Genomic DNA, 22,438 nt, shown 5'->3' on the forward strand with positions numbered 1-22,438 from the left:
GACACGGATGAACGACGGGACGGGTTCCGATGGTGGGGTACGGGAAACGGCCGGGCTGGGCGGTGGCGGCGCTGCTGGCGGTCGGCGCGCCCCTGACCGGGCTGGCGCTGATCGTCGCCCAGGCCGCCCTGAACGCCTACGGGCCGTCGGCGCTGGCGGGCAACTGGGCGGGCACGGCGCTGTTCTTCGTGATGATGATGGCCGGATACGCCCTGCTGGTCTTCACGCAGCTGCGCTACGAGAACGTCCTGGTCTTCTTCGGCGCCTTCTTCCTGCTGGGCATCGGGGCGTCCGTGGTCGCGGGCGCGGTGTCGGACCAGGCTCTGCACGAGCGCGGCCGGACGACGGCGTGCACCGTCCAGAAGGTCGACCGGCGCGAGGTCACCAGCACCGACAGCAACGGGAACACGACCACGGACGTCTACTACGACCACGACCTCGCCTGCGCCGAGCCGCGGGTGCGGACGATGACGACCGGGTCGGAGGTCGCGGACCGAGGCGAGCGCGTCCAGGTCGTGTACGACCCGCGCGGCCGCCTCGATCCGCGCCCCGCCGGCTCGGTGGGCGATCCGGGCTCCTCCCTGAAATGGGGGGCCGGCCTGTTCGGCGGCGGTGTCCTGCTCCGCGTGCTGTTCGAGCTGGACGTCCCGCCGTTCGGGCCCGGGACGGGTTTCTGGCTCGGGCGTCTCCGCCGGCGGCGGAGGCGGCGCGTCAGAGTCCGGCGGCCATCTCCTTGACCTTCTCGATCAGGGCGAGGCGGCCCTTGTGGTCGCCGGCGATCGGGGCCACGTTGAGGGTCGTGACGCCGGACTCCTTCATCGCGGCGAGCCGCTCCCGGACGTGCCCCTCGGAGCCGATGAGGGACATCTTCTCCAGCAGCTCCTGCGGGACCTTCGCGGCGGCCTCGTCCTTCTTGCCGTCCAGGTACAGGTCCTGGATCTCCTCGGCCTCCCTCTCGAAGCCGTAGCGCCGGGCGAGGTCGTTGTAGAAGTTCTTGCCCTTGGCGCCCATGCCGCCGATGTAGAGGGCGGCCATCGGACGGCCGAACTCCAGGAGGCCCCGCACGTCGTCGCCGATGGCGAGCGGGGACTGCCCGACCACGTCGAGCTCGCCGAGCGCGGGGTCGCGCTTGGCCTTCCCGGCCGCGAGCGAGGGCCCCCACACCTCCGCGGCCTTCTCCGGCATGTAGAAGATCGGCTCCCAGCCGTTGGCGATCTCGGCGGTCAGCTCGACGTTCTTCGGGCCGATCGCGGCGACCATGATCGGGATGTCGGCGCGGACCGGGTGGTTGATGAGCTTGAGCGCCTTGCCGAGGCCGGTGCCCTGGCCCTCCGGCAGCGGCAGGTGGTAGTGCTTGCCGTCGTGCTGCACGCGCTCGCGGCGCCACACCTTGCGGCAGATCTCGATGATCTCCCGGGTGCGGCCGAGCGGCGCGGTGTAGGGGACCCCGTGGAAGCCCTCGATGACCTGCGGGCCGGACGCGCCGATGCCGAGCGTGAACCGCCCGTCGGAGACGTAGTCCAGCCCCGCGGCGGTCTGCGCGATCGCGGTCGGGGTGCGCGAGTAGATGTTGAGGATGCCGGAGGCGATCTCCACCCGCTCGGTCCTGGCGGCGATGTAGCCCATCTGGCTCACCGCGTCGAAGCTGTAGGCCTCCGCGACGTAGACGATGTCGAGGCCGGCCTTCTCGTAGTCGGCGAGCTCCTCGACGGTCTCCTTGAAACCGCCCGAGTAGCTGAGCGCCATACCGATGCGCATGGTGTCCCGCGCCCCTTCCTAAACCGAATCCGATTCCAGTCGAACGTAACCTACTCCCGGCCCGGGTCCGAGAGGAGGGGTCACGGCAGCGCGGGACCGTTCAGCGCGTCCAGCGCCTGCCGGTACATCGCGGTGCGGATCGTCGCCACCACCGGTCCGTTCTTGCTCGCCAGCGACGCCGCCCACTCCACGGCGGCGGGCAGCACCTCCTCCTCGGGCGCGGTGCGCTGCACGATCCCGGCCTCGCGCGCCTGCTCCGCGGCGTAGCGGCGGCCGGTGATCATCGCCTCGTGCGCGGTGGCCTTCGGCAGCCGCGCCGTGATCAGCGCGTTCATCCCGGGGGTGAAGCTCATGCCGAGGTCCACCTCGGGCAGGCAGAAGTAGCCGCGGTCGGTGCGCATGACGGCGAAGTCGTGGGCGAGGGCGAGCATGCCGCCCCCCGCGAAGGCGTGGCCGTTCAGCGCCGCGACCGTCGGCATCGGCAGGGTCAGCACGCGCGCGTACAGGGCGTGCACTCGTCGCAGGTAGTCCTCGAACCTGTCCTGGTTGGCGCCGAGCCATTCCAGGTCCAGGCCGTTGGAGTAGAACTTGCCGGTGCCGACGGTGACGAGCGCGCCCGGCCCGTCGTTCTTCGCCACCGAGTCGAGGGCCCCCTCGACCGCGTCGAGGAAGTCGGGGCCGAACCGGTTCTCGTCCGCGTCGAACCGCAGGACGTACACGTCTCCGTCGCGCTGGAGGTCGATCACGAACGTCTCCTTCTCCCCTGCCCGGCCCCGCTCCCGGAACCGGCCCGTACCGCGTGCCTGAGGTGACCCTACTCGCGAGTAGCGGTGCTGGCGTCCGGCACGGCCAAAGTTCTCCATGACGGTCGTCATGGACAACGCGAGGACCGTATGATGAATGTCATAATCGTCGCATGGGGACGGACAGCAGGGAACGCATGGTGCGCAGCGCCGCCTTCCTCTTCCGCGAGCGCGGCTACAGCGGCACCGGGTTCCGCGACGTCATCGCGCACAGCGGCGCCCCGCGCGGGTCGATCTACCACCACTTCCCCGGCGGCAAGGCGCAGCTCGCCGAGGAGGCCGTCCGCTACGCCGGCGAGTTCCTCAACGCCGGCATCCTCGCCGCCACCGAGAGCGGTGACGCCGCGTCCGCCGTGGACGCCTTCACGGCCTGGTGGCGGCAGGTCCTGATCAAGAGCGAGTTCCGCGCCGGCTGCCCCGTCGTCGCCGTCACCGTCGAGTCCCACGACGAGGCCCCGCAGCTCGCCGCGGCCGCCGCGGCGGCGTTCGGGCGCTGGCAGGACACCCTCGCCACCGGGCTCGGCAACGCCGGCGTCCCCGACGACCGCGCGTCCCGCCTCGCCCGCCTGATCGTCGCGGCCGTGGAGGGCGCCACCATCCTGTGCCGCGCCCACCGCGACGTCGCCCCGCTGGACGACGTCGTGGCCGAGCTCAAGGACATGGCCCGCAGCGCCGCCGAGGAAGGCTAGGAGTTCTCGGCGACCAGCTCGGCCACGGCCTGGAGGGCCAGGACGTAGGACATGGTGCCGAAACCGGCGATGGTTCCGGTGGCGACGCCCGCGACGACGGAGTTGTGGCGGAACTCCTCGCGGGCGGCCGGGTTGGTGATGTGGACCTCGACGAGCGGGGCGGTGCGCTGGGCGACGGCGTCGCGCAGCGCGTAGGAGTAGTGCGTGAACGCGGCCGGGTTCAGCACGACCGGGACGCGCTCGTCGGCGGCCTCGTGCAGCCAGCGCATCATCTCGGCCTCGTCGTCGGTCTGCCGGACCTCGACGTGCAGGTCGAGGCGGCGGCCCGCGTCGCGGCAGACGGCGACCAGGTCGTCGAAGCTGGCCGTCCCGTAGGTGTCGGGCTCGCGGACGCCGAGGCGGCGCAGGTTGGGGCCGTTCAGGACGAGGACGCGGGTCATCGGGCGATCTCCCGGTAGGCGGCGGCGAGCAGCTCCTCGTCCGGGCCTTCGAGGCGGCCCGGCTCGGCGATGCCGTCGAGGACGACGAACCGGAGCGTGGCGCCCCGCGACTTCTTGTCGATGGTCATGGTGGCGCGCAGGCCGGGCCAGTCGGCGGCGTAGGAGACCGGGAGGCCCACGGCTTCGAGGATGTCGCGGTGCCGCCGGACGACGTCGGCGGGCAGCCGCCCGGCGAGGCGGGACAGCTCGGCGGCGTACACCATGCCGATCGCGACGGCGTGGCCGTGGCGGAACCGGTACTCCTCGTTCTTCTCGATGGCGTGCGCGAGGGTGTGGCCGTAGTTCAGGATCTCGCGGAGGCCGCTCTCCCTCAGGTCGGCCGACACGACGTCGGCCTTGACCCGGACGGCCCGTTCGACCAGCTCGCGGGTGTGCGGGCCGTCGGGGTGCGCCGCGCCCTTCGGGTCCTCCTCGACCAGGGCGAGGATCCGCGGGTCGGCGATGAAGCCGGCCTTGATGATCTCGGCGAGGCCGCTGACGTAGTCCTCGCGCGGCATCGTCACCAGCGTGGCGAGGTCGCACAGGACGCCGGCGGGCGGGTGGAACGCGCCGACGAGGTTCTTGCCCTCGGGGACGTTGATGCCGGTCTTGCCGCCGACCGCCGCGTCCACCATGCCGAGCAGCGTCGTCGGGACGAGCACCGCCCGCACGCCGCGCAGCCACGAGGCCGCCGCGAACCCGGCGAGGTCGGTGGTGGCGCCGCCGCCGACGCCGACGACGACGTCCGTGCGGGTCATGCCGAGGCGGGCGAAGGACGACCACAGCCCGGCGAGGACGCCGACCTCCTTGGCGGCCTCGCCGTCCGGGACGGGCAGCGCGTGCACGGCGTACCCGGCCTGTTCGAGCGCCCCGCACACGGGACCGGCGATCTGCGGCAGCCCCTCGGCGTGGACGACCGCGACGGTCCGGGCCCCCTCCCCGACGAGGGCGGGCAGCTCGCCGAGCACGCCCGTCCCGATGACGACGTCGTAGGGGTCGGCGCCGCCGACGTGCACCCGGGCCTGCGTCACGAGTCCCCCTCCAGGGCCCTCACGACCTCGTCGACGACGTCGGCGGGCTCGCGCCCGTCGGTGTCGACGTCCACGGTGCCGAGCCGCTCGTAGATCGGGAGCCGCTCCTCCAGCAGCTTGCGCATCTGGCTGCGCGGGTTCAGCACGAGCAGCGGCCGCGCCGACGCCAGGCCGACCCGCTTGATCGCCTCGGCGAGGCCGACCCGCAGGTAGACGACGGTGTGCCCGGCGAGCAGGTCCTGCGTCTCGGCCGCGAGGACGGCGCCGCCGCCGAGCGCGACGACCCCGTCGTGCTCGGCCAGCGCCTCGGCGACGGCGGCGCGCTCCAGCTCGCGGAAGCGCTCCTCGCCGTCGTCGATGAAGATCTCGCCGATGGGCTTGCCCGCGGCCCGTTCGACGTCGGCGTCGGTGTCGCGCAGCGTGACGCCGAGGCGTTCGGCCAGCCCGGCGCCGACGGTGGACTTGCCCGAGCCGGGCGGCCCGATGATGACTGCCTTCGGTCGCATGGCCACGCTCACTTGATCGTCAGGGAGGACAGGTATCCGCGCAGGTTGCGGGCGGTCTCCTCGACGGAGTCGCCGCCGAACTTCTCCAGCGCCGCGTCCGCGAGGACGAGCGCGACCATCGCCTCGGCGACCACCCCGGCGGCCGGGACGGCCGTCACGTCGCTGCGCTGGTTGATCGCCTTGGCGGGCTCGCCGGTCGTGACGTCGATCGTGTCGAGCCGCCGCGGGACGGTCGAGATCGGCTTCATCGCGGCGCGCACCCGCAGCACCTCGCCGGTGGTCATGCCGCCCTCGACGCCGCCGGCCCGGTTGGTGCGGCGGCGGACCCCCTCCGGAGTCGCGTCGATCTCGTCGTGCGCCCGCGAGCCGGGCCGCCGCGCGGTGGTGAACCCGTCGCCGAGCTCCACGCCCTTGATCGCCTGGATGCCCATGAGGATGCCGGCGAGCCGGGAGTCCAGGCGCCGGTCCCAGTGGACGTGGCTGCCGAGGCCGGGCGGGAGCCCGTAGGCGAGCACCTCCACCACGCCGCCGAGGGTGTCGCCGGCCTTTTTCGTCTCGTCGATGTGCGCGACCATCCGCTCCGACGCCTCGCCGTCGAAGCAGCGCACCGGGCTCTCGTCGACCCGCGCCAGGTCGCCGGGCTCCGGCAGGACGCCCTCGGGGGCCTCGACCTCGCCCAGCGCGATCACGTGGCTCAGGACGTCCGCGCCGAGGGCCTGCTTGAGGAACGCCTTGGCGACGGTGCCGAGCGCGACCCGCGCGGCCGTCTCCCGCGCGCTCGCCCGCTCCAGGACGGGCCGCGCGTCGTCGAAGCCGTACTTCTGCATGCCGACCAGGTCGGCGTGGCCGGGCCTCGGCTGCGACAGCGGGGCGTTCCTGGCCTGGGCCGCGAGGACGTCGGCGTCCACGGGGTCGGCCGACATGACCGTCTCCCACTTGGGCCACTCGGTGTTGCCGACCTCGATCGCGACCGGCCCGCCGAGCGTCGCCCCGTGCCGGACGCCCCCGATGATCGTGACCTTGTCCTGCTCGAACTTCATCCGGGCGCCCCGGCCGTGGCCGAGCCTCCGGCGGCGCAGTTCCTCGGCGATGTCCCCCGAGGTCACGCGCACTCCGGCCGGCAGCCCCTCCACGATCGCGGTCAGGGCCGGGCCATGGGACTCCCCCGCGGTCAACCATCGCAGCATGGGAGGAATCCTATTGACTCCGCGTGCCCGCCCGTGACGGCGTCCAGCATCTGAGAGGCTCGTCGGGGAGGTGGCGATGGGAAGGGCCGGTGCGGACGGGGTCGAGACGAGGCGGACGCTGCTGGGCCAGGCGCGGGCGTCCGCCCAGCTGGGGTCGGCGATGTACGCCGAACTGCTCACGCGGGCGGCGGAGGATCCGGGCGCGGTCGTGACGGAGGTGCTCGGGGCGCGCACGCGGACCGGCTACATCCTGGGCATGCTCGGCACGGTGCACCGGCTCGTCCTTGAGGGCCGGGCGCCGGAACTGGCGGCGTACTACCCGACCGCCGGCGGGACGCGGGACCCGCTGGAGGCCTGGCCCGCGTTCCGGGACGTGCTGGCCGGGCACGCGGCCGAGGTCCGCGACGGCCTCCTCGATCCGCCGCAGACCAACGAGGTCGGGCGGGCGGCGCCGCTCGTCGGCGGGCTCCTCGCGATCGCCGACGCCTGCCGTCCCGCGGGCGCCCCGGGCCGGTCCCTGCCGGTCAGGCTGCTGGAGATCGGGGCCAGTGGGGGCCTGAACCTGCGCGCCGACCGCTTCCGGTTCCTGCACGAGAGCGGCGCGTACGGCCCGGAGTCGCCGGTCGTCCTGCCGGACGCCTGGCGGGGCCTTCCCCCGGTGGGCGCGCCGCTCGCCATCGCCGAGCGGCGGGGATGCGACCCGAACCCGCTGGACGCGGCCTCGCCCGCCGGGCGGCGGCGGCTCCTGTCGTACGTGTGGCCCGACCAGACGGCCCGGGTGGCGCGGCTGCGGGCGGCGTTCGAGGTCGCCGCGCGGGTCCCCGCGACGGTCGTGAAGGCGGGCGCCGCGGACTTCCTGGAGGGGCTGGCCCCCGAGGAGGGCGTCGCCACGGTCGTGTGGCACTCGACGATGCGCGCGTACATGTCGCGCGACGAGGCCGCGCGCGTCGACCGGAGCATCGAGCGGGCCGGGGCGGCGGCCACCCCCGAAGCGCCCGTGGCGCACCTGTCGTTCGAGGGCCGCGACGCCTCGCGGCTCGACGTCCTGCACGTCGTGACGCTGCGGCTGTGGCCGGGCGGGGAGCCGGTGATCCTCGGTGAGGGCCCGTCCCACGGCCTCCCCACCACCTGGTTCTCACCGCCGCGCCCCCGGTAGGGCGTCAGGACCGGCCGAGGGCTCGATCGATCGCGACCCGCACGGGGGACGACGGAGGCAACGGGCCCGCCGGAATCAGGGGCGGCTGCGCCATGAACCGGGGGACGGTGCCCCGGTGCGCCTGCGCGGCGTGCACCAGGAACGGGTGGCACAGGTACACGTCGCCCGCCTGCCCCGTGGCGTAGGCGAGCGGGCGGTGCTCGGTCGCGGGGACGGCCTTGCCCGCCAGGTCCATGAACGTTAGCCCCGCCTCCCCCGCCGACTCCAGGATCGGCGGGACGTCCAGGTGGGAGCCGACGCGGATGCGGGTGGGCCCGTCGTCCTCCCCCACGTCGGAGAACAGGAACAGCATGAGCAGCGCGCGGCCCTTCGACGCGACGTTCACCCGGTAGGACATGAAGTCGGCCGGGTCGTCGCCGGGGAAGCTCGCGTCGATGTGCCAGCCGTCGTCGCCGGGCGGCTGGTCGCTGGGGAACCGCACCGGGAACGTGCCGAGGCCGGCGCGCGGCAGCCAGGCGCCCTTCCCGACGACGGCGTCGAACGCGGCGTGCAGGGGGCCGGTGTTCACGGCGGCCCGGAACGGCTCCTCGGCGTGGTCGCCGAGCCGCACGACGGGATGCGCCCACGTCGCGGGGTCGTGGGGGTCGCAGCCGGTGTCGCGCCACAGGATGTCGCGGCACTCGGCCGCCAGTTCCCGGGGGAACGCCCGCTCCACCCGGACGAATCCGTCGGCGATGAAGGCGTCAACGTCGATCATGGCGCCAGGGTCGCAGAGCGGCCGCGGCGGAGGCCAGCGATTAATCGCGCCCCGGCCGCCCGTCCGGGGGGCCTACCTGCGCAGGACGTTCAGTTCGACGCCGCCGACGATCCGGCCGCGCAGGAGTTCGGCGAGGCGGTCGGAGACCCGCTGGACGGTGCCCCGCTCGTCGTGCCCGGGCACGACGGCGAACCGGACGGCGATCTCCGCGGAGGTGCCCTCGACGACGCGGACCCCGCTGACGGAGGGGTCGGAGCCGAACGCGGCCTCGACCGCGGCGAGGATGTCGGGGTCCTCGTGCGGCGGCGGGATCGGGCGGCCGTCGGCGAGCAGGTGCAGGCGCAGCCCGTCCACGGCGAACGGGACCGGGCCCGCCACGTCCACGACCAGGGCGTCGGCCCCCTCGTCGAGGGCGGCGCGGCAGGCGTCGCCGGCCCGCACCGCGACCGGGCGGGCGTCGGCGCGCCAGGCCTTCATCGTCTCGGTGCAGGTGAAGCCGAGCACGCCGCGCCGCCCGTCGTCGCCGATCAGGGTGGGCAGCGCCATGTCGCTCGACTTCTCCCGCCGCAGCTCGCCGGGCGCCGCGGGCTCCTCCTCGGTGAGGACGGCGACGATCGGCACCAGCAGCCGCGCGCCCTGGAGCCGCCGCAGCACCGCGTGCACGCCGACGCGGCCGGACGCGTACCCGGCGAGCGCCTCGCACAACCGGGGATCGGCGCTTCCGTCGTCCCCGGGGAACTGTGGTTCGGGAATGGTCAGTCCGGACACGCCAGGAAGGCTATAGCCTCCGGCGACCGCGAGGGGCTACTCCGCGGATACTCTCCGCGTCCGCGGCGCGCTCACCCGAGGTCGGCGATGGCCGCGACGGTGCCGCCGCCCGAGGGCCCCTGGTGCACCGCCGCGACCGACACGAACACCGCCGGGTCGCCGGTGACGGACGCGGCGACGCCGCCCACGCACGCCTTGATCTGCCGGTGCCAGTGCACGTCGGAGTCGTCCAGCATGATGTTGCGGCGGCCCCGGACCGAGCCCCGCGGGTCGGCCTCGCACTTGATGAACACGTTGACGAGCCGGTCGCCGAGGTCGGACGTGCGGGGCCGTTCGGGCAGGTCCAGGCCCGTCGACCGGACGGCGTCCCAGATCCCGTCGGCGTCGAGCGCGTCCTTCATCACCCCGTGCCCGGCCCGGTACCGGCCGCCGATGCCGCGCACGTTGCCGACGACCACGATCTGCGCCCGGTCCAGCTCGACGCCGGACGAGCACGACGCCACCGACGAGTACAGCGACAGGTCCCTGTGGATCTGCCCGGCGGACGGCGGCTCGATCTCGCCGAGCGCGACCGCGATGCCGAGCGCGGTCGTGGAGTTGGAGATGTCCATCGACTTGAGGGTGTCCTCGGTGACCACGTCGCGGCCGCGCTTCCTGGCGTCGTTGATCGTGTCGAGGGTGAGCAGCGGCGTCTTCGTCTGCACGTAGTGGACGTCGGCCGGATCGTCGATCCCGGCGGTCTTCATGGCCTCGCGCACGCCGGCGGCGACGGTCTCCACCATCGCGGGGCGGCCGATGTCCTCGGGCAGGATGACCTCGCTCATCGCGACGCCGACCGACAGCCGCGGCTCGTCGGTTGCGGGGACGCGGGCGGGGTCGGCGGTCGCGAAGACGGTCGCGTGCGGGCTGAGCACCCCGTCCGTGCCGCCCGACCACACCAGCGGGACCCGCGCCACCTCGTCCGCGGTGCGGGTGCCCTTCGCGAGGAGCACCTCGCGGAACGCCCGGTCGGCGAGCAGCCGCGTGTAGTCGTTCACGCCGCCGTTGCCCTCGGTCTTGCCGACGACCGCGAGGACCCGGTCGGCCTCCAGCACGCCGTCGTCGATCAGCCGGGCCAGCCCGGACGCGTCGGTCACGCTCTCGATGGGGATCTTGCGGACTTCGATCGGATCGGGCACCGTCATCGCTCCTCACCTGCTGTGTTGATCGGTCTCTACCCGGGGTCAGCCCTCGACGACCGTCCCGGCCCTGCCGTGCGCGGCGTCGCCGAGCCGGGCCAGCGAGGCGATCGCGGCGCGCCGCCCGCCGGACGCGACGAACCGCCGCACCGCCTCGACCTTCGGGCCCATGCTGCCGCCGGCGAAGTGCCCCGCGGCGGCCAGCTCCGTCAGCTCCGCGACCGTCGTGCGGTGCAGCGGGCGGGCCCGCGGCGTCCCGAACCCGGTCATCGCGTTCTCCACGTCGGTGGCGATCACGAGGGTGGTCGCCTCCAGGCGGCGCGCCAGCAGCTGCGCGGCCAGGTCCTTGTCGACGACGGCCTCGACGCCGCGCAGCACCCCGTCCGACCGGGCGACGGGCACTCCCCCGCCGCCCGCGGCGACCACGACGTGCCCGGCGTCCAGCAGCACGGCCGCCGCGTCGGCGTCCAGGATCTCCAGCGGCTCGGGCGAGGCGACGACGCGCCGCCAGCCCCGGTCCCCGAACCGCTTCCACACCTGCCCGAGCGCCATCGAGCGGCGGGCCTCCGCCTCGGGGAAGTACCGGCCGATCGGTTTGGCGGGGGCCGCGAACCCGGGGTCGGCGGCGTCCACCAGCGTCCGCGTCACCACGGTCGACACCGGGCGGGCGGCGCCCCGCGCGGCCAGCGCCCGCTCCAGCGCGTTCATGACCATCACGCCGACGGTGGCCTGGGTCTGCGCGCCGCACCAGTCCAGCGGGACGGGCGGCACCACCGCCGACGCCAGCTGGTTCTTGATCAGCAGGTTGCCGACCTGGGGGCCGTTGCCGTGCGTGAGCGCGACCCGCGCGCCCGCCGCGACCAGGTCCGCCACGGGCGCCATCGCGGCCTCGATCGCGGCCGCCTGCGCGTCCGGGGTCGCGCTGCCGTCCGGCGCCGTCATGGCGTTCCCGCCGAGGGCGATCAGGATCCGCTCGCCGCCGTGTCCACCGCTGCGTCCGCCCGCATGGCCCCAGGTCACGGGACGGACGCTAACCCGCGCGGCGGCCGCCCCTCACGGGCGAATTCCGCCCAACGAACGCCGTTTCTTCGTCAAGTTCCGGCGGTTCTCCCCGGCGCCCGCGGAGCGGGGAGGCCTCAGCGCAGGCGCGCGAGACGGCTGACCGCCTCGTCGATGACCTCGTCCTTCTTGCAGAAGGCGAACCGGACGAAGTGGGCGCCCGCCTCGGCGTGGTCGTAGAACACCTGGCTCGGGATCGCGACGACGCCCGCCTTCTCCGGCAGCGCGCGGGCCAGCTCCCTGCCGTCGGTGAAGCCGAGCGGGCGGATGTCGGCCTGCACGAAGTAGGTGCCCTGCGGGCGGCAGGTCGCGAACCCGGCCGCCTCCAGGCCGGTGATGAGCCGGTCCCGCTTGGCCTGGAGCGACTTGCGCAGCTCCTCGACCCACGGGATCTCGTTGCGCAGCGCGTACGCGGCGGCGTGCTGGTAGGGGGCGCTGACCGCGTAGGTGAGGAACTGCTTCACGGTCTGGACGGCCCGGATGTAGGGGGCGGGCGCCGTCACCCACCCGGTCTTCCATCCGGTGACGGAGAACGACTTGCCCGCGGACGACACCGACACCGTCCGCTCGCGCATGCCGTCGAGCGTCGCCAGCGGGACGTGCTCGGTCTCGTCGAACGTCAGGTACTCGTACACCTCGTCGGTGATCGCCACCAGGTCGCGCTCGCGGCAGACGTCCGCGATGGCCTCCAGCTCGTCCCGCGTGAACACGGTGCCGGCCGGGTTGTGCGGCGAGTTCACCAGGATCGCCCGGGTGCGGGGGCCGACGGCGGCGCGCAGCTCGGCCGGGTCGAAGGTGAAGCGCCCCTCCACCGGGCGCAGCGTGACGGGCCTGCGGACGGCCCCGGCGAGCGCGATCACGGCCGCGTAGGAGTCGTAGTACGGCTCGAACACGACGACCTCGTCGCCCGGCCCCGCCAGCGCCAGCACGGACGCGGCGATCCCCTCGGTGGCCCCGACCGTCACGAACACCTCGGTCGCCGGGTCGAACGACAGCCCGTACCGCTCCCGCCGCTGCGCCGCCACGGCCTCCCGGAGTTCGAGCAGTCCGGGGCCGGGCGGGTACTGGTTCGCGCCCGCCCGGACGGCCTCGACGGCCGTTTCCAGCATCCGCGGCGGACCGCTGGTGTCCGGGAAGCCCTGGCCCAGATTGATGGCCCCGGTCCGGACGGCGAGAGCCGACATCTCAGCGAAGATCGTCTCGCCGAATCCCTGCATGCGCTCGACCAATGGCTCGCTCACGCCCCAAGCCTAGGCCCCCGGCCCGGCGTGCACGGCGCCGCCGGCACGGCCTCCCGATCAGATCCAGCCCATGTCGAGGGCGGCGCGGGCGGCGCGGACGCGGGTGGGCTCGCCCATCTTGGCCATCGCGGTGGACAGGTAGTTGCGGACGGTGCCCTCCGACAGGTGCAGGTCGGCCGCGATGCGGGCGGTCTCGGCGCCGGCCCCGGCGAGGCGGAGGACGTCGCGCTCGCGCTCGGAGAGCGGGTTGTCCCCGGCGGCCATCGCGCTGGCGGCCAGCTCGGCGTCCAGGTACCGGCCGCCGCCGTGGATCTTGCGGATGGCGCTGGCGAGCTCGTCGGTGGGGGCGTCCTTGGCGACGAAGCCGCGGACCCCGGCGGACATGGCGCGGCGCAGGTAGCCGGGGCGGCCGAAGCTCGTAAGGATGCACACCGCGCAGCGGGCGCCGGCGGCGTGCAGCTCCTCGGCGACGGCGAGGCCGTCCGCGCCCGGCATCTCGATGTCGAGGACGGCCACGTCGGGGTCGTGCGCGGCGACCGCGGCGCCGACCGCGTCGCCGCGGCCGACCTCGGCGACGACCTCCAGGTCGGGCTCCAGGCCGAGGAGGGCGGCGACGGCGCCGCGGATGAGGTGCTCGTCGTCGGCGAGCAGGACACGGATCACGCGGGCCGCCCGGCCGTGAGCGCCTGACCGGCGTCCGTTCCGCCGCCGCGCTCGTGCGCGGGCGGGAGGGGAACGGCGGCGCGCAGCAGGAACCCGTCGCGGCCGTGCCTGCCGGCGGTGATCTCGCCGCCGAGCACGGCGACGCGTTCGGCGAGGCCGGTCAGGCCCGAGCCCCCGGCGGTCTCGGCGCCGCGGACGCCGTCGTTGCGCATCTCCAGGACCACGGAGTCACCGTAGGGGACGCCGCCGGGAGCGGGGCCGCCGTACACGACGAGCGAGATCGCGCAGTTCCTCGCCTCGCTGTGCTTGATGACGTTGGTGGCGCCCTCGCGGATCACCCAGGCGAGCACCGAGCCGACCTCCGGCGGCAGCCCGTCCGGCGGGCGGCCGATCTCGCAGCGCACCCCGGCGGCCTCCAGCACGGCCCGCACCCCGGCCAGTTCGGCGTCCAGCTCCACGGCCCGGTAGCCGCGGACGGCGGCGCGGACCTCCCGGAGCGCCTCCCTCGCGGCGTGCTGGACGTCGGCCATCTCGGCGCCCGCCCGGTCGGGGTCGTCGCGCACCGTCCGCTTGGCCAGCTCGCTCTTCACCGCGATGAGGGACAGGCTGTGGCCGAGCAGGTCGTGCAGGTCGCGGGAGAAGCGGAGCCGCTCCTCGGTGACCGCGAGCCGGGCGAGGGCGTCGCGCGCCGCGTAGGCCTCCTGGTGCAGCTCCCACATGCGCCGCTGGTACCGGTTGACGAACACGACGAACCCGGAGATCGCGGTGTACAGGGCGAACAGCACCGGGAAGATCGCGTACCAGGGGGCGTCGCCGTCGGGGTACAGGCGCTCCGCGGCGACCGTGCCCACCGCCCCGCAGTACGCCCCGGTGCCCGCGCACAGCGCGGCGATCCGCCTCCGTCCCATCGGGGACAGCACCACGGCCGAGACCCAGAAGACGGGGATGACGCTGAACCACGGGCTGGTGAGCAGCATCAGGCTCAGGGCTCCGGCGACGGCGCCGCTTCCCACGGCGTCGCGCCTGGACGTCGTGCCTTCGAGCCCCGCCCGGACGAGGCGCGCGTAGTACCAGGCGAGCACCGCGAGCCCCGCGACGGCCGCGACGATCACCGGCACGGCCGCGTCGCCGTCGGTGTACGCCTCTTCGAGGCCGTACAGGCCCGGCAGGACGAAGCCGACGGCGGCGAACATGAACGAGCGGTACGTCACCCGCCTGTACCGCTCCAGCTTGCGGGCGGCCTGTTCCTCGATGTCCGCCGTGGTCGCGACCGCCATGGTTCCGTTCCTCCTCGCATCGCACTGTAACGGGGCCCCGCGGCGCGTCAGGCGCGGCGCGGCTCCCACCGGAACCAGCGGGTGGCCAGCAGGCGTCCGAACGCGGCCCAGAAGGCCAGGAGGAAGAACGGCCGCACGCAGCTGAGCCAGCCTTCCGCGATGCCGACGGACGGGTGTCCGGGGCGGTGCACGAAGTCCTGGCCGAAGTACCCCGTCCGGACGATCTCCACGACGGGGCTGAGCGGCACCCACCGGCAGGCCTCCTGGACCCATCCGGGCAGGCCGCCCATCGGGAACATGACGCCGGCCCCGAGCATGCAGCCGAACATGATCGGCAGGACGGTGAGCTGCGCCAGCTCCGCGTTCGGCGTGATCCCCGAGACGGCGAACGCCAGCGTCGCGAACACGGCGGCGCCGCCCGCGAGCCCGGCCAGCACCAGGACGGGGTCGGCGGGGATCCGGCCGCCCATCGCGGCGCCGAGCAGGACCAGCAGCGCCGCGGCCTGCACCGCGTACAGCGCGGTCGCGGTGAGGACGCTGCCGGCGGTGATCTCCGCGTCCGACAGGGCGGTGCCGCGCAGCCGCTTGAGCGTGCGGTCCTCGCGGCGGGCGGTGAGCACGTTGACGAGGTTCATGAAGACGGCGAAGACCAGGAAGAACCCCAGGTGGCCGGTGCCCTGCAGGAGGGCGCCGTCGACGCCGTCGATCCTCTCGCCGCGGACCGGGACGAGCATGGCCGCGAACAGGACGGGCAGGCCGGCGACGGTGAACAGGGCGGTCCGGTTCCGCCAGAGCAGGACGAGGTCGAGCCGGGCGACGCGCAGCACCGCGGCGGAGCTCATCGAGGGGAGGATCATCGGGAGGCTCCTTCGGCGGTGCGCAGGAAGACGTCTTCGAGGGAGGCGCTGCGCGCCCGCAGGCCGTCCAGCCGGACGCCCTCCCGGTCGGCCCAGCGCAGCAGCTCGTAGAGCCCCGACTGGAGCCCCGGGGCGTCGCCGTCCCGGTCGCCGTCGCCGGAGGGCAGGGCGTAGGACGCGACGGCGCGCCCGCCCTCCACCCGGACGTCGGCGCGGGCGCCCCGCAGCGGGGGCAGTTCGGCGACCTGGACGCGCTCGGGCAGCCGGAACTCGATGCGGTCGCCGTGCCCGGCGACGACGTCGGCGACCGTCCCGGACGCCTCGATCCGGCCCCGGTGCAGGATCGCGAGCCGGTCGGCGAGGTGCTCGGCCTCCTCCAGGTAGTGGGTGGTGAGCAGAACGGCCGTGCCGCCCGCCACCACGTCCCGGACGATGTCCCAGGTCGCGCGCCGGGCCTCGGGGTCCATGCCGCTCGTCGGCTCGTCCAGGAACAGGACGTCGGGCCTGCCGAGCAGGGCGAGCGCGAGGTCGAGGCGGCGCTTCTGGCCGCCGGAGAGCTGCCGCACCCGCACGCCCGCCTTCTCGGCGAGCCCCGCCAGGGCGACGGCCTCGTCGCGCGCCCGCGCGGCGGGGGTGAAGCCGCGCCAGTGGTCGACGGTCTCGGCGACGGTGAGGTCGGCGAAGAAGCCGCCGTCCTGCAGCATGATGCCCATGCGCGGCCGGACCCGGCGGCGCTCCCGGTGCGGGTCGTGGCCGAGGACGCGGACCGTGCCCTCGTGGACGGTCCGGTGCCCCTCCAGCGTTTCGAGGGTGGTGGTCTTGCCCGCGCCGTTCGTGCCGAGCAGCGCGAACAGCTCCCCCGGCGCGACCTCGAACGAGATCCCGGCGACGGCCTCGAAGTCCCCGTACCGCTGCCGCAGGCCGTCGACGCGGATCGCCGGGTTCGTCTCCATGGCCCCAGCCTCGCGCCCGCGCGTGCGCCCCGGTAGAAGCGCGTGTCACCGGTCCGGGACGCGCGCCGTCAGGTGATCGGCGTGACAGGTGTCATGCCGCGGCCTCAGCCCGCGACGCTGATGACGTGCCGGACGGTGGACAGGTCGCCCGCCACGTCGAGGAGCGCGGTGGCGAGGTCGGTGCGGGCGATCGACAGGCCGCCGAGGACGTTGCGGTCGGCGGCCTTGCGGTAGCGGCCGTTGCCGGGGCCGGCGGTGAGGCGCGGCGGGCGGACGATCGTCCAGGCGAGGCCGCTCTCGCGGGTGACGGCCTCGGCGGCGCGCATGTCGGCGAACGCGTGCTTGAGGAGCGGGCCCAGGACGAGCGGCTTGACCACGAACCGGGTGAGCGGGTCGTCGCCCGGTCCGGCGTGGAGCCCGGACGCGCTGGTCAGCACGAACCGCTCGGCCCCGGCCGCCCGCATGGCCGCGATGATGGCGCCCGCGCTGGCCGCGCAGACGCTGGTCGGCCGGCGGCCGTCGCGGGTGCCGATCGCGGTGACGACGGCGTCGCGGCCCTGGACCGCCTCCTCGATCGCCGCCGGGTCCATGACGTCGGCCTGGACGACGTCGGCGCAGGCGCGGACCTCGCCGGGCAGGGCGGCGGGGTCGCGGACGACGGCGGTCACCTCGTGCCCGGCGTCCAGCGCGCGCCGGACGACCTGGACGCCGGTGCCGCCGGTCGCCCCGAACACCGTGAGCTTCATCGGGTCCTCCTGGGAATCGTTGCGAAAGGGGGTGAGTGAGTGCTTACTAACCTCTAGCATGGTGAGCGTTCACTCACCTGTCAAGGGGGCCTCATTGAGCGACGCGCGCGAACGGATCCTCGACGCCGCGGCGGACGTCATGCGGCGGCACGGGGTCGCCCGCGCCACCACCAAGGAGATCGCGAAGGCGGCCGGCTACTCCGAGGCGCTGCTCTACAAGCACTTCCGCGACAAGGACGAGCTGATGCTGCGCGTCCTGAAGGAGCGCATGCCGCCGTTCACCTCGATGGGCGTCCCGGGCGAGGAGACCGTCGAGGCGAACCTCGTCAGGATCGTGCACGGCGCGCTGGGCTTCTACCGGCGCTCGTTCCCGATGATGGTCTCGATGGCGGCGCAGCCGCGGCTGCTGCACGCGACCCGCGAGTCGCTGCGCGAGTACGGCGCGGGCCCGCACGAGCCGGTGCGCGCGCTGGCCCGCTACCTGGACGCCGAACGCGAGCTCGGCCGGGTGGCCCCGACCGCCGACACGCAGGCCGCGGCGGCCCTGCTGATGGGCGCCTGCTTCCAGCAGGGGTTCCTGCTCTACTTCGCGGAGTCCGAGGACCCCCCCGAGTCGTTCGCCCGCGGCCTGGTCCGGCCCGTCCTCGCCGAGCTCCTCCCCTAGAGCTCGCTCAGCCGGCTCTTGACGACCTTGCCCATGGCGTTGCGGGGCAGGGAGCCGACCAGGTGGACGACGCGGGGCCGCTTGTGCACCGACAGGCGCTCGGCCACGAAGTCGATGAGCTGCCTCTCGCCGACCCCGTCGGCGACGACGTAGGCCGTGACCTGCTCGCCGAGGTCGTCGTGCGGCGTCCCGACGACGGCGGCCTCCCGCACGGCGGGGTGGGCGAGCAGCGCGTTCTCGATCTCCCCGGCGCCGATCCGGTAGCCGCCGCTCTTGATCAGGTCGGTGGACGCGCGCCCCACGATCCGGTGCCAGCCGTCCGGGCCGATCGTGGCGATGTCGCCGGTGCGGAACCAGCCGTCCGACGTGAACGACTCCGCGGTCGCCTCCGGCCGGTTGAGGTAGCCCTTGAACAGCAGCGGCGCGCGGACGTGCAGCTCCCCGGGCGTCTCCCCGTCCGGCGGGACGGCCGAGCCGTCCTCCGCGGCCAGGCGGGTCTCCACGCCGGGCAGCGGCGTGCCGACGTAGCCGGGGCGCCGGTCGCCCTCCGCGCGGGCGCTGACCGTGATGAGCGTCTCGGTCATGCCGTACCGCTCCACCGGGCGGTGCCCGGTGAGGGCCGAGAGCCGCTCGAACACGGGCACGGGCAGCGGCGCGCTGCCGGACACCAGCAGCCGAGCGCCGCGCAGGGCCTCGGCGGTGGACGGGTCCGCCGCCGTCCTCGACCAGACGGTGGGGACGCCGAAGAACAGGCTGCCGCCGTCGTCCCGCGCCGCCGCCGCGTAGAGCTCCGGCCTCGGACGCCCGGTGTGGACGAGGGGCGACCCGACCCGCAGGGGCCCGAGAACGCCGAGAACGAGCCCGTGCACGTGGAACAGCGGAAGCCCGTGGACCAGGACGTCGCCGGGCGTCCAGGCCCACGCCTCGGCGAGGGCGTCGAGCCCGGCGGCGATGGCGCTCCGCGAGATCAGCACGCCCTTCGGCGCGCCCGTCGTCCCGCTCGTGTAGAGGATCAGGGCGGTCGCGTCGGCGGGGACCTCCGCGTGCCCGCCGCTCCCACCGCTCCCGCCGCTCGGCAACCGGTCGACCGGGAGGAGCGGCGGCTCCGTCACGGACGCCTCCGTCGCCCCGTCCGCGAGGATCAGGTCCGCGCCGGAGTCGCCGAGGATGTGGGCGCGCTCGGCGGGCCCGGAGTCGGGGGGCAGCGGCACCACCGGGACGCCCGCGAGGAGGCCGCCCACGACCGCCGCGACCGTCTCCAGGGACGCCGTGGCGTGCACGGCGACCGCGTCCGCGCCCCGGATCTCCGCGGCGACGGCGGACGCCCGGCCGAGCAGCTCGTCGCGTGGCAGCTCCCGTCCGGCGATCCGCACCGGGCCGCCCGTCCCGCCGAGCAGATCCATCACTCGCCCCTTTCCTCGTTCTCCCGTTCCTCCAGCCAGGCCATGACCGCGCCGGTGTGCTCGCCCAGCAGCGGCGGCGCGGTGTGCTCGCGCCGCGGCGCGCCGTCGAAGCGCAGCGGCGGCCCCGGCAGCTCGATCGGGCCGAGCTGGGGGTGGTCCACCTCGACGACCAGGCCCTGCGAGCGGGTCTGCTCCCACTCGTACACCTCGTCGATCGACCGGATCGCCCCGGCCGGGACGCCCGCCTCGCCGAACCGCGCGAGCCAGGCGTCGCGCGTGCCGGCCGCGAGGGCCCGCTCGATGTCGGCGGTCAGCTCGGCGCGCCGGGCCGCGCGGTCGGGGATCGTCGCGTAGCGGGCGTCGTCCGGGTCCAGGCCGACGATCGGCGCGAACCTGCGCCACAGGTTCTGGTTGGCGACCCCGATCTGGATCTGCCCGTCCGCGCAGCGGAACGTCCCGTAGGGGGCGATGGACGGGTGGTCGTTGCCGACCGACTCGGGGACGTCCCGGGCGACGGTCCAGCGCGTCCCCTGGAACATGTGGGCCCCGACCACCGACGCCAGCAGCGAGGTGCGGACGACGGCCCCGCGCCCGGTGCGGGTCCGCTCGTACAGGGCGGCCAGCACGCCCGCGACGCCGTTGCCCGCGGCGAGGATGTCGGCGATCGACAGGCCCACCTTGCTCGGCGTGCCGGGCGGCCCCGTCACGCTCATGATCCCCGCCTCGCCCTGCATGATCGCGTCGTAGCCGGGCCGTCCGCCCTCGGGCCCGTCGTGCCCGAACCCGGTGATGGACAGGACGACCAGCCCCGGGTTCAGCTCGTGCAGCCGCTCCACCGGGAAGCCGAGCCGGTCGAGCACCCCCGCCCGGAAGTTCTCCACCAGCACGTCGGCGTGCCGGACGAGCCGGGCGAGGACGTCCCGGCCCTCGTCCGACTTCAGGTCGAGGGTGATCGACTCCTTGTTCCGGTTGATCGACAGGTAGTAGGTGCTCACGCGGTCCGCGCCCGCGAACGGCGGGCCCCACCCCCGCGTCTCGTCCCCGGTGCCGGGCTGCTCGACCTTGATCACGCGAGCGCCGAGGTCGGCGAGCGTCATGGTGGCCTGCGGGCCCGCCACGACGCGGCTGAGGTCGACGATCACGACGCCTTCGAGCGGTCCGGGCAAGGGGCGTTCTCCTTCTCGGGGCTCCGGGGGGACGGCTCCGTTCTCGGGCGGGCCCGGGTACCTGGAAGTATGCCGTCCGTGCCGCCGTCTCCCGTGTCCCACCCCGGAGGAGGGTCCTCCAGCGTGACCTACGCCGCGCTCGCCGCGCGGCTGCTCGCGCTGCCGCCGTCCTGCGGCCCGGTGCGGGTCGTCGCGGTGGACGGCCCGAGCGGCGCGGGCAAGTCCACGTTCGCGGGCCACCTGGCGGAGGTCCTGGTCGGCGCCCCGGTCGTCCGGTCGGACGATTTCCGGGTGCCGTGGGACGCGGACCCGCTCACCTGGTGGCGCCCCCTCCGGCACGCGGTGCTGGACCCGCTGCGGGACGGGCGGCCCGCCGTGCTGCGCCGCTACGACTGGCGCCACGACCGCTACGGCCCCGAGGAGAGCGTCCCGCCCGCTCCCGTGCTGCTCGTCGAGGGCGTCGGCTCCGCCTGGGCGAAGGCGCCCGCCGCCTACCGGATCTGGATCGACGCGCCGTATGACCTGCGCCGCGCCCGCGCCCTCGACCGGGACGGCCCCGAGTACGCCGGGGCCTGGGAGGACTGGGCCGTCCGCGAGCAGGCCCACTTCGCCGCCGACGCCACGGTCGACCGCTGCGACCTCCTCGTGGACGGCACGACCTTCACCCCGCACCGCTTCAGGGCCCTTCCCGGGCCGGTGGACGACCGCCCTCCTAGAGGAAACGGCGGATGGGCGTGATCGACAGTTCCTTGGCGCGCTGCGCCACGGAGCGCCGGGCCCACCGGGCGTGGTCGACCCGCTCGCTGCGCGCGAGATCCTCCTCGAAATGGGCGTCCAGGGTCGCGGTCAGATCCTTGTCGATCACGGCCAGCATGACCTCCTCGTCGTGATCGAGGGACCGCCGGTTGAAGTTCGTGGACCCGATGAGCGAGACCATTCCGTCCATGGTGAGGATTTTCGTGTGCAGCATCGACGGCTGGAACTGGTTAATGCGCACGCCGCACTTCAAAAGGTCCTCGTAATGGCGCTGACTCGCCAGGCGGCTCACGCGCTTGTCGGCGTGCGGGCCCGGGAGGAGCATTTCCACCTCGACCCCGCGGGCGACGGTCTCGCACAGCAGGTTGACGAAGTAGTCGTCGGGCGCGAAATAGGCGGAGGCCACCCGTAGCCGCCGCTCGGCCAGCTGCAGGACGACGCGCAGAAGGGTCTGCATGTCCTGCCAGCCGACGCTGGCCGACCCCCGCACCACCTGCACCACGGCGTCGCCGGCCGGTTCGTGGCCGACGAAGCGGTCGCGGTCGTCGAACAGCATGTCGTGGCACTCGGCCCAGTTCTGCGCGAACGCGGCCGCGATCCCGTCCACCGCGGGCCCGCGGACCCGGAAATGGCTGTCGCGCCACTCGCTCTCGTCCCGGGCGTCACCGCACCATTCCTCCGCGATGCCGACCCCGCCGGTGAAGGCCACCCGCTCGTCCACCACCAGGACCTTCCGGTGACACCGGTGGTTCTGCTTGAACGGCGACACGTACACGGGCTTGCGGAACCAGGCGACCGTCACGCCCGCCCGCTCCATCCGCCTCACCAGGTCTTTCTCGATCTGCCAGGCGCCGATGCCGTCCAGCAGCAGCCGGACCCGCACCCCGGCGCGGGCGCGCTCCGACAGCGCGTCGGCGAAGCGGTGGGCGATGTCCCCGCGCCAGTACACGTAGGTCATCATGTCGATGGTGCGCCGCGCCCCGGCGATCTCGTCCAGCATCCGGGGGAAGATCTCGTCCCCGTTGCGCAGGGGCATCACGGCGTTGCCCTCCGTCGCCGCCACGCCGATCAGCCGCTCCAGGGCGCGGCGGATCCGGTGCGCGCGATCGGACGGGGAGGAGAGCAGGTCGTCTCCGGGGGGCGTCGGTTCCTGCTGCGACACGGTCATTCTGTTGTCTTCTCCTTATGCCAAGGCCGACGATCGACGGACTCGTGCCGCCACACCGAAAGCACGAAAGCGATCGCCGCTCGGCCCGGATGCGTCCCCGCGGATACGCGTTTCATGCCGCCGCGCCATGAGGTGAGAGCGAATCGACATCATTTCCCGGCACCCAATGCACG

24 protein-coding genes are annotated in these 22,438 nt (G+C 74.2%); 5 read left to right on the forward strand and 19 right to left on the reverse strand.

Features of this window, described 5'->3' with window-relative positions; all coding sequences use genetic code 11:
- The first annotated feature begins 29 nt into the window (after positions 1–29).
- Positions 30–737, forward strand: coding sequence for a hypothetical protein (locus AB0C87_RS33320; RefSeq protein WP_353834190.1), 708 nt, complete (start codon positions 30–32; stop codon positions 735–737).
- On the opposite strand, the gene AB0C87_RS33325 is transcribed toward AB0C87_RS33320, so the two are convergent.
- Both AB0C87_RS33325 and AB0C87_RS33330 read right to left on the reverse strand, forming a co-directional pair.
- Complete coding sequence (locus tag AB0C87_RS33325) at positions 712–1,758, reverse strand: LLM class F420-dependent oxidoreductase (protein WP_353834189.1); 1,047 nt, start codon at positions 1,756–1,758, stop codon at positions 712–714. The genes AB0C87_RS33320 and AB0C87_RS33325 overlap by 26 nt on opposite strands.
- Before the next feature lie 80 nt (positions 1,759–1,838).
- Positions 1,839–2,504, reverse strand: coding sequence for an enoyl-CoA hydratase-related protein (locus AB0C87_RS33330; protein ID WP_360581152.1), 666 nt, complete (start codon positions 2,502–2,504; stop codon positions 1,839–1,841).
- A gap of 170 nt (positions 2,505–2,674) precedes the next feature.
- On the opposite strand from AB0C87_RS33330, the gene AB0C87_RS33335 reads away from it, so the two are divergent.
- Positions 2,675–3,250 carry a TetR/AcrR family transcriptional regulator gene (locus AB0C87_RS33335; protein ID WP_345175523.1) on the forward strand — a complete coding sequence of 192 codons (576 nt, stop codon included), beginning with the start codon at positions 2,675–2,677 and terminating at the stop codon, positions 3,248–3,250.
- On the opposite strand, the gene aroQ is transcribed toward AB0C87_RS33335, so the two are convergent.
- The 4 genes from aroQ to aroC are packed head-to-tail and all read right to left on the reverse strand — an operon-like array spanning position 3,247 to position 6,453.
- Complete coding sequence (aroQ, locus tag AB0C87_RS33340; RefSeq protein ID WP_345175524.1) at positions 3,247–3,690, reverse strand: type II 3-dehydroquinate dehydratase; 444 nt, start codon at positions 3,688–3,690, stop codon at positions 3,247–3,249. The genes AB0C87_RS33335 and aroQ overlap by 4 nt on opposite strands.
- Positions 3,687–4,760: a 3-dehydroquinate synthase gene (gene aroB / locus AB0C87_RS33345; RefSeq protein WP_360581155.1), complete on the reverse strand. Its 1,074-nt coding sequence runs from the start codon at positions 4,758–4,760 to the stop codon at positions 3,687–3,689. Before aroB ends, aroQ begins: the two co-directional genes overlap by 4 nt.
- On the reverse strand, positions 4,757–5,266 hold the full coding sequence (locus tag AB0C87_RS33350; protein WP_360581157.1) for a shikimate kinase: 510 nt from the start codon (positions 5,264–5,266) through the stop codon (positions 4,757–4,759). The genes aroB and AB0C87_RS33350 overlap by 4 nt, the downstream gene beginning before the upstream one ends.
- An 8-nt stretch (positions 5,267–5,274) precedes the next feature.
- Positions 5,275–6,453: a chorismate synthase gene (gene aroC, locus AB0C87_RS33355; RefSeq protein WP_345175530.1), complete on the reverse strand. Its 1,179-nt coding sequence runs from the start codon at positions 6,451–6,453 to the stop codon at positions 5,275–5,277.
- 76 nt (positions 6,454–6,529) lie between these two features.
- Between aroC and AB0C87_RS33360 the strand changes: the two genes are divergently transcribed.
- Positions 6,530–7,609 carry a DUF2332 domain-containing protein gene (locus AB0C87_RS33360; protein ID WP_360581159.1) on the forward strand — a complete coding sequence of 360 codons (1,080 nt, stop codon included), beginning with the start codon at positions 6,530–6,532 and terminating at the stop codon, positions 7,607–7,609.
- A 4-nt stretch (positions 7,610–7,613) separates the two neighbouring features.
- Here the strand turns inward: AB0C87_RS33360 and AB0C87_RS33365 are convergent, their stop codons facing one another.
- From AB0C87_RS33365 to AB0C87_RS33410, 10 genes are all read right to left on the reverse strand, one after another.
- Positions 7,614–8,366, reverse strand: coding sequence for a phytanoyl-CoA dioxygenase family protein (locus AB0C87_RS33365; RefSeq protein WP_345175535.1), 753 nt, complete (start codon positions 8,364–8,366; stop codon positions 7,614–7,616).
- Positions 8,367–8,438: 72 nt separating this feature from the next.
- Complete coding sequence (locus AB0C87_RS33370; protein WP_345175537.1) at positions 8,439–9,134, reverse strand: SseB family protein; 696 nt, start codon at positions 9,132–9,134, stop codon at positions 8,439–8,441.
- A 71-nt stretch (positions 9,135–9,205) separates the two neighbouring features.
- Positions 9,206–10,318, reverse strand: coding sequence for a ring-opening amidohydrolase (locus AB0C87_RS33375; protein WP_360350695.1), 1,113 nt, complete (start codon positions 10,316–10,318; stop codon positions 9,206–9,208).
- Positions 10,319–10,357: 39 nt separating this feature from the next.
- Positions 10,358–11,332, reverse strand: coding sequence for a carbamate kinase (locus tag AB0C87_RS33380; RefSeq protein WP_360581162.1), 975 nt, complete (start codon positions 11,330–11,332; stop codon positions 10,358–10,360).
- 116 nt (positions 11,333–11,448) lie between these two features.
- The gene (locus AB0C87_RS33385) at positions 11,449–12,612 is read right to left on the reverse strand and encodes a pyridoxal phosphate-dependent aminotransferase (RefSeq protein ID WP_360581164.1); all 1,164 of its coding nucleotides are present in this window, start codon (positions 12,610–12,612) and stop codon (positions 11,449–11,451) included.
- 57 nt (positions 12,613–12,669) lie between these two features.
- Positions 12,670–13,275, reverse strand: coding sequence for a response regulator transcription factor (locus AB0C87_RS33390; RefSeq protein ID WP_345175544.1), 606 nt, complete (start codon positions 13,273–13,275; stop codon positions 12,670–12,672).
- The gene (locus AB0C87_RS33395; RefSeq protein ID WP_360581167.1) at positions 13,272–14,552 is read right to left on the reverse strand and encodes a sensor histidine kinase; all 1,281 of its coding nucleotides are present in this window, start codon (positions 14,550–14,552) and stop codon (positions 13,272–13,274) included. The genes AB0C87_RS33390 and AB0C87_RS33395 overlap by 4 nt, the downstream gene beginning before the upstream one ends.
- A gap of 47 nt (positions 14,553–14,599) precedes the next feature.
- On the reverse strand, positions 14,600–15,409 hold the full coding sequence (locus AB0C87_RS33400) for an ABC transporter permease (RefSeq protein WP_360581169.1): 810 nt from the start codon (positions 15,407–15,409) through the stop codon (positions 14,600–14,602).
- Positions 15,406–16,362, reverse strand: a complete 957-nt coding sequence (locus tag AB0C87_RS33405) for an ABC transporter ATP-binding protein (RefSeq protein WP_360581171.1) — start codon at positions 16,360–16,362, stop codon at positions 15,406–15,408. Before AB0C87_RS33405 ends, AB0C87_RS33400 begins: the two co-directional genes overlap by 4 nt.
- 104 nt (positions 16,363–16,466) lie before the next feature.
- The gene (locus AB0C87_RS33410) at positions 16,467–17,108 is read right to left on the reverse strand and encodes an NAD(P)H-binding protein (protein WP_360581172.1); all 642 of its coding nucleotides are present in this window, start codon (positions 17,106–17,108) and stop codon (positions 16,467–16,469) included.
- A 94-nt stretch (positions 17,109–17,202) separates the two neighbouring features.
- Here AB0C87_RS33410 and AB0C87_RS33415 point away from each other — a divergent pair, with 94 nt between their 5' ends.
- Positions 17,203–17,772 (forward strand): TetR family transcriptional regulator, encoded by a 570-nt coding sequence (locus AB0C87_RS33415; protein ID WP_353834176.1) that lies wholly within the window; start codon positions 17,203–17,205, stop codon positions 17,770–17,772.
- On the opposite strand, the gene AB0C87_RS33420 is transcribed toward AB0C87_RS33415, so the two are convergent.
- Complete coding sequence (locus AB0C87_RS33420) at positions 17,769–19,175, reverse strand: acyl-CoA synthetase (protein ID WP_360581174.1); 1,407 nt, start codon at positions 19,173–19,175, stop codon at positions 17,769–17,771. The two genes, AB0C87_RS33415 and AB0C87_RS33420, sit on opposite strands and share 4 nt — an antisense overlap.
- Positions 19,175–20,341 (reverse strand): CoA transferase, encoded by a 1,167-nt coding sequence (locus tag AB0C87_RS33425; RefSeq protein ID WP_345175560.1) that lies wholly within the window; start codon positions 20,339–20,341, stop codon positions 19,175–19,177. Before AB0C87_RS33425 ends, AB0C87_RS33420 begins: the two co-directional genes overlap by 1 nt.
- Before the next feature lie 123 nt (positions 20,342–20,464).
- Here AB0C87_RS33425 and AB0C87_RS33430 point away from each other — a divergent pair, with 123 nt between their 5' ends.
- Positions 20,465–21,079: a hypothetical protein gene (locus tag AB0C87_RS33430; RefSeq protein WP_353834174.1), complete on the forward strand. Its 615-nt coding sequence runs from the start codon at positions 20,465–20,467 to the stop codon at positions 21,077–21,079.
- Here AB0C87_RS33430 and AB0C87_RS33435 read toward each other — a convergent pair.
- Positions 21,054–22,265: a phospholipase D-like domain-containing protein gene (locus tag AB0C87_RS33435; RefSeq protein ID WP_353834173.1), complete on the reverse strand. Its 1,212-nt coding sequence runs from the start codon at positions 22,263–22,265 to the stop codon at positions 21,054–21,056. The genes AB0C87_RS33430 and AB0C87_RS33435 overlap by 26 nt on opposite strands.
- Between the last annotated feature and the right edge of the window lie 173 nt (positions 22,266–22,438).

Source organism: Actinomadura sp. NPDC048021 (genome assembly GCF_040653135.1).
Classification (GTDB): domain Bacteria; phylum Actinomycetota; class Actinomycetes; order Streptosporangiales; family Streptosporangiaceae; genus Spirillospora; species Spirillospora verrucosospora.

Coding starts and splice junctions, on each gene's coding strand:
- aroC (WP_345175530.1), bottom strand. CDS start 6,453: ATGCTGCGATGGTTGACCGCGGGGGAGTCCCATGGCCCGGCCCTGACC.
- AB0C87_RS33420 (WP_360581174.1), bottom strand. CDS start 19,175: ATGGATCTGCTCGGCGGGACGGGCGGCCCGGTGCGGATCGCCGGACGG.
- AB0C87_RS33350 (WP_360581157.1), bottom strand. CDS start 5,266: ATGCGACCGAAGGCAGTCATCATCGGGCCGCCCGGCTCGGGCAAGTCC.
- AB0C87_RS33325 (WP_353834189.1), bottom strand. CDS start 1,758: ATGCGCATCGGTATGGCGCTCAGCTACTCGGGCGGTTTCAAGGAGACC.
- AB0C87_RS33400 (WP_360581169.1), bottom strand. CDS start 15,409: ATGATCCTCCCCTCGATGAGCTCCGCCGCGGTGCTGCGCGTCGCCCGG.
- AB0C87_RS33320 (WP_353834190.1), top strand. CDS start 30: ATGGTGGGGTACGGGAAACGGCCGGGCTGGGCGGTGGCGGCGCTGCTG.
- AB0C87_RS33365 (WP_345175535.1), bottom strand. CDS start 8,366: ATGATCGACGTTGACGCCTTCATCGCCGACGGATTCGTCCGGGTGGAG.
- AB0C87_RS33395 (WP_360581167.1), bottom strand. CDS start 14,552: ATGGCGGTCGCGACCACGGCGGACATCGAGGAACAGGCCGCCCGCAAG.
- AB0C87_RS33435 (WP_353834173.1), bottom strand. CDS start 22,265: ATGACCGTGTCGCAGCAGGAACCGACGCCCCCCGGAGACGACCTGCTC.
- AB0C87_RS33335 (WP_345175523.1), top strand. CDS start 2,675: ATGGGGACGGACAGCAGGGAACGCATGGTGCGCAGCGCCGCCTTCCTC.
- AB0C87_RS33360 (WP_360581159.1), top strand. CDS start 6,530: ATGGGAAGGGCCGGTGCGGACGGGGTCGAGACGAGGCGGACGCTGCTG.
- aroQ (WP_345175524.1), bottom strand. CDS start 3,690: ATGACCCGCGTCCTCGTCCTGAACGGCCCCAACCTGCGCCGCCTCGGC.
- AB0C87_RS33405 (WP_360581171.1), bottom strand. CDS start 16,362: ATGGAGACGAACCCGGCGATCCGCGTCGACGGCCTGCGGCAGCGGTAC.
- AB0C87_RS33410 (WP_360581172.1), bottom strand. CDS start 17,108: ATGAAGCTCACGGTGTTCGGGGCGACCGGCGGCACCGGCGTCCAGGTC.
- AB0C87_RS33375 (WP_360350695.1), bottom strand. CDS start 10,318: ATGACGGTGCCCGATCCGATCGAAGTCCGCAAGATCCCCATCGAGAGC.